The organism is Cnuella takakiae, assembly GCF_001953305.1.
Lineage (GTDB): Bacteria > Bacteroidota > Bacteroidia > Chitinophagales > Chitinophagaceae > Flavisolibacter > Flavisolibacter takakiae.
The window spans coordinates 4,149,250-4,162,268 of sequence record NZ_MTFE01000010.1 but is presented as its reverse complement, the minus strand read 5'-3'; the positions used below and the strand labels follow the sequence as shown (position 1 = coordinate 4,162,268).

Here is a 13,019-nt window from a genome sequence, read left to right as displayed (position 1 = left end):
AGCGTCTTTGCGTGAAGATCTAAACAGCCGCCCTTGACAGTTCTTCTTTCAGCCTGCGGGCAACAATTTTTTCTTCACCGGCCTTCATCACCCAGGCGGTGATATTTACGCTGTTTTCTTTGCCCCCTGCTACTTCTATGGAAGGTTGGCCATTGCGCAGTCGCTCCTGCAGGTCTTTGGGTTTCATCTTCACCAGGTCTTCTTTCCACGATACCTCCAGCGTAGGCGTTACGTTGCCCAGTTCGGGTGTTGTGACATTCGTGCTTACGCCGGGTAAGCCTTTTACTGCATTTTCGATGTGCGCAATGCGTTCGCCCCAAATTTTATAATCCTTTGCATGATCGTGTTTGATGAACTGCTCAATGGCCACATACATGGCTACCACTTCTTCCTTGTTCACCTTCATACCCCGGCCTATATTAAAACCGCGTGGCGGCATATGCAGGCGTGCTGCTTCAATGATTTTTTTGCGACCCATCAGCACGCCTGCGCTTTGCGGGCCCCGCATGGCCTTGCCTCCCGATACCACCACGAAGTCGAAACCCATGTCGTTGAATTTCCAAAGGTTTTCAACCGGCGGCACATCGGCGGCTATATCAATGGCGGTAGGAATGCCGTGTTTGCGTCCCAGTGCCACCCATTCCTCGTGGCTGATCTTGCCACTGTTGGCCAGAATGTTTACGAAGAAGAGCATCGCCGTTTTTTCATTGATGGCTTTTTCCACATCGGCAATGTTTTCTACCGCTACCATGGTGCAGCCGGTGTTGGTAAGGGCATGGTTGTAATCAATCTCATGGCCTTTCTGGTAGATCACTTCCGACTTCATGCCGGTGCCCCCGATATGCGGTAGTTTTTTTACTTTTTCTACATCGGTACCGGTGAGGATGCCTGCAAGGCCCAGGGTTAACCCGGAGAAGGCACCTGCTGTAACCACTGCTGCTTCGGCATGGGTCAGCTCCGCAAGTTTGGCGCCTACCTTATCCTGCAGTTCATCCAGCAGGCAAAACTCTTTAGACGCTTCCAGCCATGCTTCCTGCACATAGTCGTGCATCAGGGAGCCGGTCATAAAAGTGTAGGTGCCCGCAGCATTGATAAAGGTGCGCACACCCAGTTCCTGGAAGAGGTTTCGTTTGGCGCCTGTAGGAGCAGCCTGCACAGCAGTCGGCATAAAAAAAGCGCCTACCGTGCTCCCTGCAAAGGGCAGCAGCGAAAGACGGCGGAGGAGGTCCCTGCGTTTCATGATGCGGGTTTTTTTAAATGGGAACCAGGGAGACAGGGCGACATGAAAGAACACGGAATTTTGGAACTCAAAAGGCGCAGCAATCAGGATAATGGTTTATAAGTTGCCATCAACATGCTTCCCTGTGTACCTTTCTGCATACGTGTCTCCATGGTTCAAAGTATTACAGGTATGCGATGCAGTCCATTTCAACCAGCGAGTTGCCGGGCACACCGCCCCTGGCTACTGCAACGGTGGTACGTACCGGTGGTTTGTTGCCGAATTTTCCTTTGTAGGCTTCGTTCATGCCCTGGTAGTCGGCAATGTCGTTGAGGTATACATTTACCTTGAGCACTTTTTCCATTGAGCTGCCGGCCTTCTTCAATTCTGTTTCCAGCTCCTTCAGCACGTGCAGGGTATGTGCCTTGATGTCGCCTTCAAAGTGTGCACCCTTGCCGGCAATATAAACCAGGCCATTGTGTATGGTGTGTCCGGAAAACAGCGGTACTTCCTGGTTGTAGGTGATATTGCCGGATCTGTGCTGGTCTTCATCGACAGCTGTTGCCTGTGCTTTTTGAAACAGACTAAAACCAGTAAAGCCAGCAAGTGATGCTGCCAGTTTTTTCAGTGCGCTTCTTCTTTGGTTGTGCATGGAAATAAAGGTTTGGTAATCGGGCTGCAATACTGCAGGGAACCGGGTTTGCTTATTGTTTGGCAATCGCTTGCAATAGGTCAACACGGGTTTGACGGAGTAAGGTTTGGCAGCGGTATTGGATGTGCTAACAGTTTTTAAAATACCACTTTTTTAAATGCTGGCCTGTCCGAAAATGGAGCGCTGGCGTGCAAACGTTTGTTCAGTCAAATTCAATAGCTCCAAAGCGTTTGTACTCGTGGAAATTCGTTTCCACCGGGCTCCATGCCCATTTGATCATTTTGCCCGAATCGTAATCCAGTCGATAGAAATTGGCGTTCCATCGGTCGCCCTTTTGCGGTGCAGTTTTGATCAGGGGGTGTAGCAGTTCAAACGGGAAAAACAATTCTGCCCGCCATGCTTTGATGCTGCTGTTCATGGCTGCACTGCCGCCATCAATCCACACTTTTTTCTGCACCTTCTTCCTGCCTTCATAGTGCCACGGTGTCCAGCCCGAAAGGCGGCCGTTGATATTCGGAATGAGCAGCACCAATTCTTTGTCCAGCGCATTTATTTCGTATTCAAAATATACAGGCACCTGCGGGTCGGGATGAAAAAATACTTCAAATACATCACCCAGGAACAGGTTGCTGAAGTCGGTGTCGTATTGGGTTGTAATGCGCTGGTCGTCACCTGAAAATAACACATAGATTCCCTGGTCGGTGTACAGGATTTTAAAACGGGTATCGTTGGGTGCACCGCCTGCATCCAGTTTTTGCAAAGCAATCCAGTCCGTGCTGTTCCATGCTGTGGCTTCGCCCTTCCCGGTAAGGGTAAATGGCTGCGTCTTTTTTATTTTCAGCGGTGCTGGTTTTAGGTGCATTGGGGGCGCAGTGGTTTGCGCATGCGTGGTTTGCTGCATGATCAGTAGGAGTATAAGGGTGAAGATGTTCATCAGAAGAAGTTTGAGCTATGCCGTACTTGCCACTATGCCATCGATGCAATCATCAGAACCATTGGTACGGTTAATATAAGCAAAACAGCACTTGTACTCCTGCTAAAATGGAAGCATTGGGCATTATCAGGTTCCTGCACCAAGGGGCAGCCATTACAACAATGGGGTAAATATTTACCTGGGAAATGGAAGGGGAGTTTGAAACTTAAGGCTGCCTGCGCAACAGGGCTGCCAGCCGTGCGGGGAGTTGGTCTTTGTGTACAACTTGCCCTGCAGCGCCCAGCAAAATTGCCTGTTGGGGCATATAATATACTTCGGCAGTGGCAGGGTCCTGCACCAGGGTTAGGCCGCCGGCATTCCGGATGGCAGCAAGGCCTTCAGCGCCATCGGCATTGGCACCCGACAGCAAAACGCCAACAACGGTACTTCCAAAAGCGGCCGCAGCCGATTCAAAAGTTACATCAATGCTGGGGCGGCTGTAGTTGATTTTCTCCGAGGCATCGAGTGCAAAATAGTTGCGGTTTTCAAACAAAAGGTGATAATCCGGGGGAGCCAGGAATATATGCCCTGTAAGTACCGGGTCCTTGTCTTCCACTTCTTTTACCGGCAGCGATGTTTTGGCCGCCAGCAGGTTGGACAGAATGGAGTCGGAGCCTGCCTTGCGGTGCACTACAATCACGATGGCGGCATCTGTATCGGCAGGCAGGGCGCCTACAATTTGCAGCACCGGGTCCAGGCTGCCAGCCGAACCACCCACAACCAATACGGTGCGGATACCTACTGTCGTTTGCGCCATATTTTATCTTTTGGGGCCAGGGGTAGGTAACCCGGAGCAATAGCCGAAAAGCGCAGGTTTTCTTTAGTACCTAAAACAAGAAAGCCTCTTTGCTCCAGGCTGTTGTCCAGCAGTTGCAGCACCTTTTCCTGCAGTGTCTTGTCAAAGTAGATCAGCACATTGCGGCAGAAGATCATCTGGAATTCATTGAAAGAACTATCCGATACCAAGTTGTGTGTGGCTACAATCAGTTTTTTGCGCAGCGTACTGCTAAATACGGCCCGGTCATATTTGGCCGTATAGTATTGCGAAAAGTCCTGTTTGCCGCCTGCGGCAATATAATTTTCAGAGTACTGCTTCATGTGCCGCATGGGAAAGATGCCGCTGCGCACCTGCTCCACCATGTTGTGATTGAGGTCGGTGGCATACAACAAAGACTTGTGCAGCAGCCCGCTTTCTTCCAGCAGGATGGCCATGGAGTACACTTCCTCGCCGGTGGCGCATCCTGCATGCCAGATGCGGATAAAAGGGTAGGTGGCCAGTACCGGTAGCACTTCGCGGCGGATGGTGGCATACACCTGCGGGTCGCGAAACATTTCGGTAACGTTTACCGTTACCTCCGCCACGAAGTGTTTGAGGTAAGCAGGATCGCTTTTGATTTTGTAAAAAAGCTCCGCAAAAGAGGGCAGCTTGTCTACAATCATGATGCGGTTGATGCGGCGGCGCAGCGATGCACGGGCATAGTTGGTGAAATCGTAGCCGTACAGGTCCAGCAGGCCTGCCAGCAATTGTTCTATTTCCTCCTCCCTGATGATATTGGGGTCCATACGCTTCTCTTTGCTCCTGCCGTCGCTTGGTTCAGGCTTTGAGGTATTGTTGTAGCAGGGCCTCCAACTGGGGCACATCCACGGGTTTCGATAAATAGTCATCGGCACCGGCAGCGAGGCAGCGTTCGCGGTCGCCGGTCATGGCCTGTGCTGTTACCGCTACCACGGGTATGTGTTTCCAGTCGGGCGATGCCTTCAGTTGTGGAATAGCCTCATAGCCGTCCATTTCGGGCATCATCATATCCATTAAAATAATGCCGATATCGGTATGTGCCTGCAGCAAGGCAAAGGCCTCTTTCATACCTGGTGCCGAACGGCAGGTATGCCCTTTTGCTTTCAGTACGGCCGAAAGGGCAAATACATTGCGGGGATCGTCGTCGATGATCAGGATGGAAGACATGCGGTATTGGATTGTAGCTTTTTGATTCCGGTTTTAGTCATATAGTAAATGCGCTTTGTATAAAGGAATGCCTGGTTTACTGGTACAACCATACGCGCAGCAGTGAAACCAGCTGGTCTACATCTACCGGTTTGGTGATATAATCAGAAGCACCTGCTTCAATACATTTTTCGCGGTCGCCGGTCATTGCCTTGGCAGTTACGGCAATGATGGGCAGGTTGCGCCAGCGTTGGTTGGCGCGAATGGCGCGGGCCGTTTCGTATCCATCCATTTCGGGCATCATCATATCCAGCAGCACCAGGTCTACATCAGGGGTGGATTGCAGCTGTGCCAGTGCGTCCTTGCCGTCCATTGCCGACAGCACCTGTATGCCGTTTTGCTCCAGTATTTTGGTCAGGGAAAAAATATTGCGCACATCGTCGTCTGCAATCAGTACTGTTTTTCCCTGCAATACTTCCGCAGGCATCAGGGCTTTGCGGCGGCTGCCCTGATCTGTTTTTTGCTCTTCCACCAGGTGGAGGAACAGCGATACTTCGTCGAGGATGCGCTGGTAGGAATGGGCGGTCTTGATTACGATGGAATCGGCGTATTGCTTGATGCGTCCCTCTTCCTGGTGCGACAGGTTGGGGCCGGTAAAAATGATGATGGGAATATGCTCCAGCCCGGGCGTACGTTTTACCTCTTCCAAGGTTTTGTAGGCATGCTGGCCGGGAACGCCCATGTCCAGGATCACACAGTCGGCTTCGTTGCCATTGAGGGCCTTGATGCCTTCGTCCACCGAGTTGCGTATCTGCGACTGCACGCTATAGTTTTCCAGGAAATAAGCAAGTGCCTGTGCATGACGGGTGTTCTCTTCCACAATCAGCACCTTGCGGGGATGCTTGCTCAGTGCTTCTTCTATTTTCTGGAACATGGAACTGAGCTGCTCAAAGGCAACGGGCTTGTCGATAAAATCGATGGCGCCGGCAGTCAAGCTTTTGTGTTTTACCTGCATGGCCGACATCATATGTACCGGGATGGGACGGGTAGCCGGGTTGCCCTTGAGCGCTTCCATTACTTCCCAGCCGCTTTTTACCGGCAATTGCACATCCAGCAAAATACCCGATGGGCGGTAGCGTTGTGCCAGTTCAATGCCCTCGTCTCCGCGCACCGCTACAATGCCTTTATAGTTTTTGCGGCGCGCATAGTCGAGCAGGGAGCGGGCAAAACCCGTATCATCTTCCACAATCAGCAGCACCCGGTCGTTGGGACCAATGCTTGCGCGGTCATCAGGAATGGATGCCGGGATTTGTTCGGCAGTAAAGGCTGGTGTAGCTGGTTGTGTTGCCTGCGCAGTTGCGATGCGGGGCGCAGTTGCCATAACTGGTTCAGGCATTTCAGCTGGGGCTACCGTTGTTTTTTGCTTTGGTACAACCAAGGTAAATATGCTGCCCTTGCCTTCCTCGCTTTGCAGGGTTATTTCTCCTCCCAGCAGCCGGGCCAGCTCGCGGCTGATGGAAAGCCCCAGGCCGGTGCCGCCATACTTGCGGCGGGTAGAGCCATCGGCCTGCTGGAAGGCTTCAAAAATGGTATGCTGTTTCTCCACAGGAATGCCGATGCCGGTATCCTGCACGGCGAAATGCAGGTTGTCGTCCTGGTTGCTGATATTGAGGCGCACCGATCCTTTACTGGTAAACTTGAGGGCGTTGGAAATGAGGTTGCGCAGGATCTGTTCTATCCGTAGCTTGTCGGTTTCCAGCCTGCCGGTAACGCCTTCCTCGGTTTTGATGTCGAAGGCAATTCCTTTTTCTTTTGCCAGCGGCGCAAAGAGGTTGCGCAGGTCTTTCTCTATTTCGGCAAGGGCCACATCCTGGTACTCCAGTTCCATCTTGCCCGACTCGATTTTGGAGAGGTCCAGTATTTCATCAATCAGGGTGAGCAGCCCGCTGCCCGATCCCTGGATCACCCGGGCATATTCTACCTGGTCGGTGCTCAGGTTGCCCTCGTGGTTTTCCGAAAGCAGGCGGGAGAGCAGCAGGATGGAGTTGAGCGGCGTGCGCAGTTCGTGGCTCATATTGGCCAGGAACTCCGATTTGTAGCGGGTGCTTTGCGCCAGTTCTTCGGCTTTGGCCTGTATCTCCAGGTTGCGTTCCATGATCAGGTTGTTGCGTTCTTCCAACAGGCGGCTTCGTTCTTCCAGCTCGCTGTTGGCCTGCTGCAGTTCTTCCTGTTGCACCCGCAGTTCTTCTTCCGATGCCTGCAGCTTTTCGGCCTGTGCCTCCAGTTCGGCGTTGATGTTTTCCAGTTCCGAATGCTGGGCCTGTAGCTCTTCGGCCTGCGCCTGGGTTTCCTCCAGCAGTTCCTGCACCCGCTGCCGGCTTTTGGCGGCGTTGAGGGAAATGCCGGTATTGGATGCTATGGCCGCGAAAAAGAGGTGGTGGGTTTTTGGCTCAAAGTGCTGTAGCGATGCCAGCTCAATGACCCCTTTCAGCTTGCCTTCAAACTGAATAGGAATGGCAACCACCGAGCGGGGCGGCAGTTGCGCCCCGGAGATGCTGATGGCGTAGTCGGTGGCGTCTTTATTTTCTATATAAAGTATTTTCCGCTGGGCGGCACATTCGCCGGCCAGGCCTTCGTGGGGGCGCAGTATCCTGCCGTCAAGGCCATGCGGAAGGGCATAGCCGCAGGTCAGTTTCAGGCTCCCGTCTTCCTGGGCCAGGTAAAAGGCGCCCCTGTTGCTTTCGCTGTAGCTGGCCACCTGGGTGAGTATGGAATGACAAAGTGCCTGCATGGTTTTGTCGCCGATCATGGCATCGTTGAGGCCGGCCACGCCGGTTTGCAGCCATTCGTTTTGCGACAGGCGGGAAAAAGAGTCATCCAGCGACCGGGCCATTGCGTTGAGCGAGCCGCTGAGGCTGCCCAGCACATCCTGCCCTTCGGCGTCGCCTACCCGAACACTATAGTTACCTTCCGATATCTGTTCGGCAATACCGCTGATGATGGTAAGCCGCTGGTGTATTTCGCGGTCTTTCTTTTCCAGTTCCTGCTGCAGGGCCACCCGCCGGTTGTAATCGGCCAGTACCCGCAAAAAGAAACCGATGGCAACGGCAAGGGAAAGGATCGAAGCCACAATGATCAGCAGCAGCGTGCTCTGGGTGAACTTTTCCGAATCTTCGGTGCGCAGTTTAAGGAGACGCTGCTCCTCGGCGTTCATTTCTTCTATAAGGCTCCGCACCCGGTTCATCTGCTGTTGCCCCTCGGCCAGGTTGCTGAGGTTTACCGTACCCAGGTTATTGAGTTCGTCAATGCGTTTCTGCAACCGGTCGAGGCGCATGCGTACGGCCTGGCGCAGTGTTTTGATGGTGACCTGCTGCCTGGGGTTGTCCGATGTCAGGTCCTGCAGCTCCGACAGGTTTGCAATGATCTTTTTTTCGGTGCCGTTATAAGGGGTTAAAAAGCTGGGGTCGCGGGTAAGCAGGTAGCCTCTTTGCCCTGTTTCGGCATCTTTAATATTGGAAAAAAGTTGCTCCAAGTTAATGATCACACTGTTGGTGTGGTTTACCCAGTAAGCGCTTTTTACCAGGGAGCGGATGCTGACAAACGAGGCTATGGCGCTGATCAGCAGCAGGAGCAGCGACAAGCCGAAGCCCAGGATCAGGTTTCTTTTAAAGGTCTGGTTCATAGTTCAGGGTTGGCGTTTGAGCCGGTATTAGCGGCTGATGGCTGGCGGGCTTTGTTGCTGCAGCGGCAGCACAACGATAAAGCAGGCCCCTTCCCCCTCGCGGCTGCGGGCACCCACCAGGCCATGGTGGCGGTCCACGATCTTTTTCACAATGGCAAGCCCCAGCCCGGTGCCCGCATATTCTTCCCGGCCGTTCAGCCGTTGAAACAATACAAAGATTTTTTGCAGGTAGGCCTCGTTGAACCCAATGCCATTATCGGTTACAGACAGCCGCAGGTAATTGCCCCCAGCAGCAGGCTGGGCATCCAGCGAAAGGCTACTTACCTTTTCGCCCCGCACTTCAATTTGGGGACGTACACCTAGCCGGGTAAACTTGATGGCATTGCTCAGGAGGTTTTGGAATAACTGCCGTATTTGCCCAGGAATAACATCGGCTGTGGGGAGGTTGGAACTGTGTACCTGCACTTCTTTTTCGCGGATGGCCACCTCCAGGTCGGAGAGGGCTTCCTGCAACAGCTGGTTGAGGTCGGTGGGCATAAACTGGGTATTGCCCGAAATCCGGGAATACTCCAGCAGGTCGTTGATCAGGTTGCGCATCCGTTCGGACGAAGCAATGATGCGTTTTACATAAGTACCCGCCTCTGGCCTGTCGGACAAAAAGCGCTCCGCCACCAGGCTGCTGAAGGTCATGATCTTGCGCAGGGGTTCCTGCAGGTCGTGCGAGGCCAGGTAGGCATACTGCTGCAGCTCGGCATTGCTGGCCTCAAGGGCTTCGTTGGTGCGTACCAGTTCGGCGGTTCGCTCGGCCACTTTCTGTTCCAGGGTAGCGTGCGCTTCATTAAGCGCCTTTTGCTGTTCCGACAGGCGGTAAAAAGTTTTCACTTTCAACAGCAGCAACTCGGGGTCGAAGGGTTTGGTGATATAGTCCACACCGCCCGATTCGTAGCCCCGGGTGATAAAGCGCTTGTCGATATTGACTGCGGAAAGAAAAAGAATGGGGATGTCCCTCGACTTGCTGTAGCCGGTAATATTTTCCGCCACCTCGTAGCCATCCATTCCGGGCATCTGCACATCGAGGATGATAAGGGCATAGTCGTGCCGCAAAATTTTGCGCAGGGCTTCCTCGCCCGAAGCCGCGGTGTCCACTTCAAAGCGGTGCAGCTGCAGGAGGGTTTTGAGCGAGAATAGATTTTCGGGTCTGTCGTCAACAATCAGGATCATTCCCTGGCTGGGTTAGGGGTAGTAGGCTTAAAACTGGTTCAACAAACGATAAAGGTGTTCTGGGTTTCACTGAGGGTGCGCAGGGTAGGCCGCAGGTTGTGGCGTACGTTGGCCGCCAGCGACCCCAATATGGCTTTCAGGTCCGACACATGCGAGGGCTTGGTGATAAAAGAAATAGCGCCTTTTTGCATGGTCTCTTCAATGTCGCGGGAGTGCGAGGAAGTGGTGTACATGATCACCGGTATTTGGTGGAGCACCTGGCTTTCTTTCAACAGGCCCAGGCATTGTTTGCCATCCATCCGCGGCATGTTCAGGTCCAGGAAGATCAGGTCGGGAAGGGGGCTGCCTTCGGTGTGCAGGGTATTCAGTGTTTCGATGGCTTCCTGTCCGTTGGCGGCAGTGCGCAGGTGAATATGTGGTGCAACATCGTTTAGTACTTCCCGAAACAGGAAGGTGTCGTCGATGTCGTCGTCTACCAACAGGAAAGTGATGGTCTGGGCCATGGTTCTTGGTTAAAGGTTTGGGTGTTGCTGAGGCAGGGTACGGTGACAAAGCTAACCTAAAAAAAGCGCACCTCAGCTTTGCTGCGGCTGTTTGGAGGTTAAAATTGCTTAATAGCAACGCGATCAGCCAATGCGGTTTTGTCTTGTCCTTTTTCTTACCCAAGAGCTTGCACAAACAAGCACCGGGTGCAAAAGACCTGGGCTATAAAAAAATTTATGCCGCGGGTAAAAGGTTGGCAGCAGGCGCCGGCTGGCACAGGGTTTACATCAACTGCCTTACAAATAAATATATGGCCAGGCATCCCGGTATCTTCCCCACCTTTTTTCTTTCCGGTTTCGAGTGTTCCACCTTTGTATGGAAAGACCAGGGCCGCCGCAACCTGGTGGCGGAAACGCAGCACGACCATTATGCAGATGCCGATTATGAACTGCTCCGGTCCTTGGGTATGGCTGTTTCCCGCGAGGGCATCCCTTGGCCCATGGTGGATAAGGCAGGCGCTTACGACTTTTCTGCCATCGACCCCATGATCGCTGCCATGGAAAAACACTGCATCCTGCCCATCTGGGATATGTGTCACTATGGCTACCCCGACGACCTGGATCCTTTTTCCGAAACCTTCATTACCCGCTTTGCTGCCTATTGCAGGGAAGCCGCCCGTTATGTAAGCAGCCGCCTGCGGGGGCCTTATTATTTCACGCCCATCAACGAGATCACCTTCTTTGCCTTTATTGGGGGCGAGTGGGGCTGGGTGGCGCCTTTCCGCAAAACAAAAGAGGACCGTTTCCAACTGCGTATTCAATTGTGCAAGGCCGCTATTGCCGGTGTGAACGCCATCCGCGAAGTAATTCCGGATGCCCGCATGGTGCATATGGACCCACTGGTACAGGTGGTGGCGCCCCGCGACCGCCCCGACCTGGAAGCCGCTGCCCGCCACGAAACAGAAGTAGATACTTTCCTGGCCTGGGATATTTTGTATGGCAGGGAACACCCGGAACTGGGCGGCGCTCCCGAAGTGCTTGACATTGTGGGCGTCAACAACTATTCGTTTGGGCAGATGGAGTACCGCGAGCAGGGCCCGCATCAGGCCCTTTCACCCGACGATGACCGCATCAAAAGCCTTTGCGACTTGCTGAAATGCGCATGGGAGCGGTACCGCCGGCCCATGATCATCAGCGAAACAAGTGGCATGGAAGAAGGCCGTGAAGACTGGCTGCGCGATGTGGTGGAAGAATCCCTAGCTGCCGTGGACATGGGTATGGACCTGCATGGCATTTGCCTGTTTCCTGCGGTGGACATGCCCGACTGGCACAATGGTAAATGGCTGCACAATGGTATCTGCGACCTGGTGCCCCAAGGCAAGGACCTGCGCAGGGTGCCTTATGCGCCCTTTGTTGCGGAACTAAGACGCTGGCAAAAAGAACTGAACCGGGTGACGGAACTGGATGAAAACCCCTTCAGCGACCCGGTGGAGCTCCAGGATGTAATAGATGCCGCCAAAAGGTTGAACAAGCAACCCGACCAGAACTGGCATTAGCCCTTGCTATGCAAGGGAGACGATAATTAATATTTTGTTGGACATAAGGATTATCAAGCCTTGTTTTTTTACTGCCCTTCCTTTTCGCTTACTCCGGCAGGCGGGTGGAATGGAGCAGTGCGATCCGCCACTTTCCCTGGTTGTATTTCAGGGTAGCGCTTTCCAGCCAATGCACGGTGCGTTGCTGGTTATTGACAGTGATATAGGCCTTATTGTCGTAAGCCAACCAGGCTGTATTGCCTTGCTGCTCCGTACGGATGAATTTAAATTCATTTACCCGCTTAAAGGTCCTGCCTTTCAGGGGTGCAATGCGACGCAAGAGCGTGTCGCAATTCCATACTTCCCCATGCTCCAGCAGCAGGAAATCGGGCGTGGTGTTTTCCCTGATCAGGGTGTCGTTGAGCAGGGCGAGCCCGTCGAAGAAACGAACAATGGCTTGCTCGGGGCCTTTACTTTGGGCCCGACAACAAGGTGCAGCAAAAAGGAGCACGATGGCGAACAGTAACTTCATTTTCGTACCGGTTGAGTGGCAAGATAACAAACCCGGGCTGTTGAAAAGAACCTAATAAAAAAAGCCCGCACAACTTGCAAACGCAAAGTAGTGCGGGCTTTTACCAAAGGGTGAAACCGCTTTTACGGTTACCCAAAGCTTATACCTGCTTAGGAGGTAGATACCTGGCCATCGAAGTCGCTGCCGGTTACATTGTGCTTGGGTTCCAGGTTGGAGCCAAACTTGCCATGCGAGCCCGGTGCGGCATGTGCACCCACATCGCCCTGGTTGTCCATATCGGAAGTGCCGCCGCTCAGCACGCCGGAAGCGTCGTTGGGCGAGTAGTTGACACCACGGGTGACATCCGCACTGTGGCTGCCATCGCTATCGGGAGCCCCGGTGCTGGTGTCCTGTAATTGGTTCAGGTTGGTATCAGGGTTGCCATTGGCTTCCCTGATCATTTCATTCATGGTGTTGGGACGCAACTGGTCGTCATTATTGTCCCTTAGTTCATCGTTGCGGTCGTTCAGATTATCGTTGCGCATAACAATTCGTTTTTGGTAAAAAATAAAAGAACAAGATGCCAGCACAGGCGGATTAATTTGTTGATTGTACCACACCCAGCAGGTATCCTGCCATTATCTATTATGGAAAAAAGCGTGCCGTATTAAAGAAAGTTGCCCACTGCACACCGACATTGTGAAAGCGCCTCCGCTGCTTGTGCCTGCAGCAAACCTGTGCGGCGAAGCAATCTCCTGCCGCTGTAATACGCTAAAAACTACAAGTTGGAACCCTTTGGTGT

12 protein-coding genes are annotated in these 13,019 nt (G+C 53.1%); 1 reads left to right on the top strand and 11 read right to left on the bottom strand.

Annotated features, from left to right (window positions below; all coding sequences use genetic code 11):
• Positions 1 to 19: 19 nt before the first annotated feature.
• The 9 genes from BUE76_RS17870 to BUE76_RS17830 form a co-directional block, all read right to left on the bottom strand.
• Positions 20 to 1,240 (bottom strand): aminotransferase class V-fold PLP-dependent enzyme, encoded by a 1,221-nt coding sequence (locus tag BUE76_RS17870; RefSeq protein ID WP_073043372.1) that lies wholly within the window; start codon positions 1,238 to 1,240, stop codon positions 20 to 22.
• 163 nt (positions 1,241 to 1,403) lie between these two features.
• A complete protein-coding gene (locus BUE76_RS17865; protein WP_073043614.1) occupies positions 1,404 to 1,871 on the bottom strand; it encodes a RidA family protein in 468 nt (155 codons plus the stop codon).
• A gap of 202 nt (positions 1,872 to 2,073) precedes the next feature.
• Positions 2,074 to 2,805, bottom strand: coding sequence for a carbohydrate-binding family 9-like protein (locus BUE76_RS17860; RefSeq protein WP_083596518.1), 732 nt, complete (start codon positions 2,803 to 2,805; stop codon positions 2,074 to 2,076).
• 205 nt (positions 2,806 to 3,010) lie between these two features.
• The gene (locus tag BUE76_RS17855) at positions 3,011 to 3,601 is read right to left on the bottom strand and encodes a chemotaxis protein CheB (protein ID WP_073043370.1); all 591 of its coding nucleotides are present in this window, start codon (positions 3,599 to 3,601) and stop codon (positions 3,011 to 3,013) included.
• Complete coding sequence (locus BUE76_RS17850) at positions 3,583 to 4,407, bottom strand: CheR family methyltransferase (protein WP_073043368.1); 825 nt, start codon at positions 4,405 to 4,407, stop codon at positions 3,583 to 3,585. The genes BUE76_RS17855 and BUE76_RS17850 overlap by 19 nt, the downstream gene beginning before the upstream one ends.
• 31 nt (positions 4,408 to 4,438) lie before the next feature.
• Entirely contained in the window at positions 4,439 to 4,807 is a 369-nt protein-coding gene (locus BUE76_RS17845) for a response regulator (RefSeq protein ID WP_073043366.1), read from the bottom strand.
• A 76-nt stretch (positions 4,808 to 4,883) separates the two neighbouring features.
• The gene (locus tag BUE76_RS17840) at positions 4,884 to 8,468 is read right to left on the bottom strand and encodes a response regulator (RefSeq protein WP_073043364.1); all 3,585 of its coding nucleotides are present in this window, start codon (positions 8,466 to 8,468) and stop codon (positions 4,884 to 4,886) included.
• A 27-nt stretch (positions 8,469 to 8,495) separates the two neighbouring features.
• Positions 8,496 to 9,689: a sensor histidine kinase gene (locus tag BUE76_RS17835; protein ID WP_073043362.1), complete on the bottom strand. Its 1,194-nt coding sequence runs from the start codon at positions 9,687 to 9,689 to the stop codon at positions 8,496 to 8,498.
• Between the two features lie 38 nt (positions 9,690 to 9,727).
• Entirely contained in the window at positions 9,728 to 10,192 is a 465-nt protein-coding gene (locus BUE76_RS17830; RefSeq protein WP_073043360.1) for a response regulator, read from the bottom strand.
• 167 nt (positions 10,193 to 10,359) lie between these two features.
• Between BUE76_RS17830 and BUE76_RS17825 the strand changes: the two genes are divergently transcribed.
• Positions 10,360 to 11,727: a family 1 glycosylhydrolase gene (locus BUE76_RS17825; RefSeq protein ID WP_216820679.1), complete on the top strand. Its 1,368-nt coding sequence runs from the start codon at positions 10,360 to 10,362 to the stop codon at positions 11,725 to 11,727.
• Between the two features lie 88 nt (positions 11,728 to 11,815).
• Here the strand turns inward: BUE76_RS17825 and BUE76_RS17820 are convergent, their stop codons facing one another.
• Positions 11,816 to 12,238, bottom strand: a complete 423-nt coding sequence (locus BUE76_RS17820; protein ID WP_073043358.1) for a nuclear transport factor 2 family protein — start codon at positions 12,236 to 12,238, stop codon at positions 11,816 to 11,818.
• A 149-nt stretch (positions 12,239 to 12,387) separates the two neighbouring features.
• A complete protein-coding gene (locus tag BUE76_RS17815; protein ID WP_073043356.1) occupies positions 12,388 to 12,762 on the bottom strand; it encodes a hypothetical protein in 375 nt (124 codons plus the stop codon).
• Positions 12,763 to 13,019: the final 257 nt, after the last annotated feature.

Bases quoted from the DNA above. Each gene is read 5' to 3' on its own strand.
- BUE76_RS17860 (WP_083596518.1), bottom strand. From the start codon at position 2,805: ATGAACATCTTCACCCTTATACTCCTACTGATCATGCAGCAAACCACG.
- BUE76_RS17845 (WP_073043366.1), bottom strand. From the start codon at position 4,807: ATGTCTTCCATCCTGATCATCGACGACGATCCCCGCAATGTATTTGCC.
- BUE76_RS17820 (WP_073043358.1), bottom strand. From the start codon at position 12,238: ATGAAGTTACTGTTCGCCATCGTGCTCCTTTTTGCTGCACCTTGTTGT.
- BUE76_RS17865 (WP_073043614.1), bottom strand. From the start codon at position 1,871: ATGCACAACCAAAGAAGAAGCGCACTGAAAAAACTGGCAGCATCACTT.
- BUE76_RS17870 (WP_073043372.1), bottom strand. From the start codon at position 1,240: ATGAAACGCAGGGACCTCCTCCGCCGTCTTTCGCTGCTGCCCTTTGCA.
- BUE76_RS17835 (WP_073043362.1), bottom strand. From the start codon at position 9,689: ATGATCCTGATTGTTGACGACAGACCCGAAAATCTATTCTCGCTCAAA.
- BUE76_RS17815 (WP_073043356.1), bottom strand. From the start codon at position 12,762: ATGCGCAACGATAATCTGAACGACCGCAACGATGAACTAAGGGACAAT.
- BUE76_RS17850 (WP_073043368.1), bottom strand. From the start codon at position 4,407: ATGGACCCCAATATCATCAGGGAGGAGGAAATAGAACAATTGCTGGCA.
- BUE76_RS17840 (WP_073043364.1), bottom strand. From the start codon at position 8,468: ATGAACCAGACCTTTAAAAGAAACCTGATCCTGGGCTTCGGCTTGTCG.
- BUE76_RS17855 (WP_073043370.1), bottom strand. From the start codon at position 3,601: ATGGCGCAAACGACAGTAGGTATCCGCACCGTATTGGTTGTGGGTGGT.
- BUE76_RS17830 (WP_073043360.1), bottom strand. From the start codon at position 10,192: ATGGCCCAGACCATCACTTTCCTGTTGGTAGACGACGACATCGACGAC.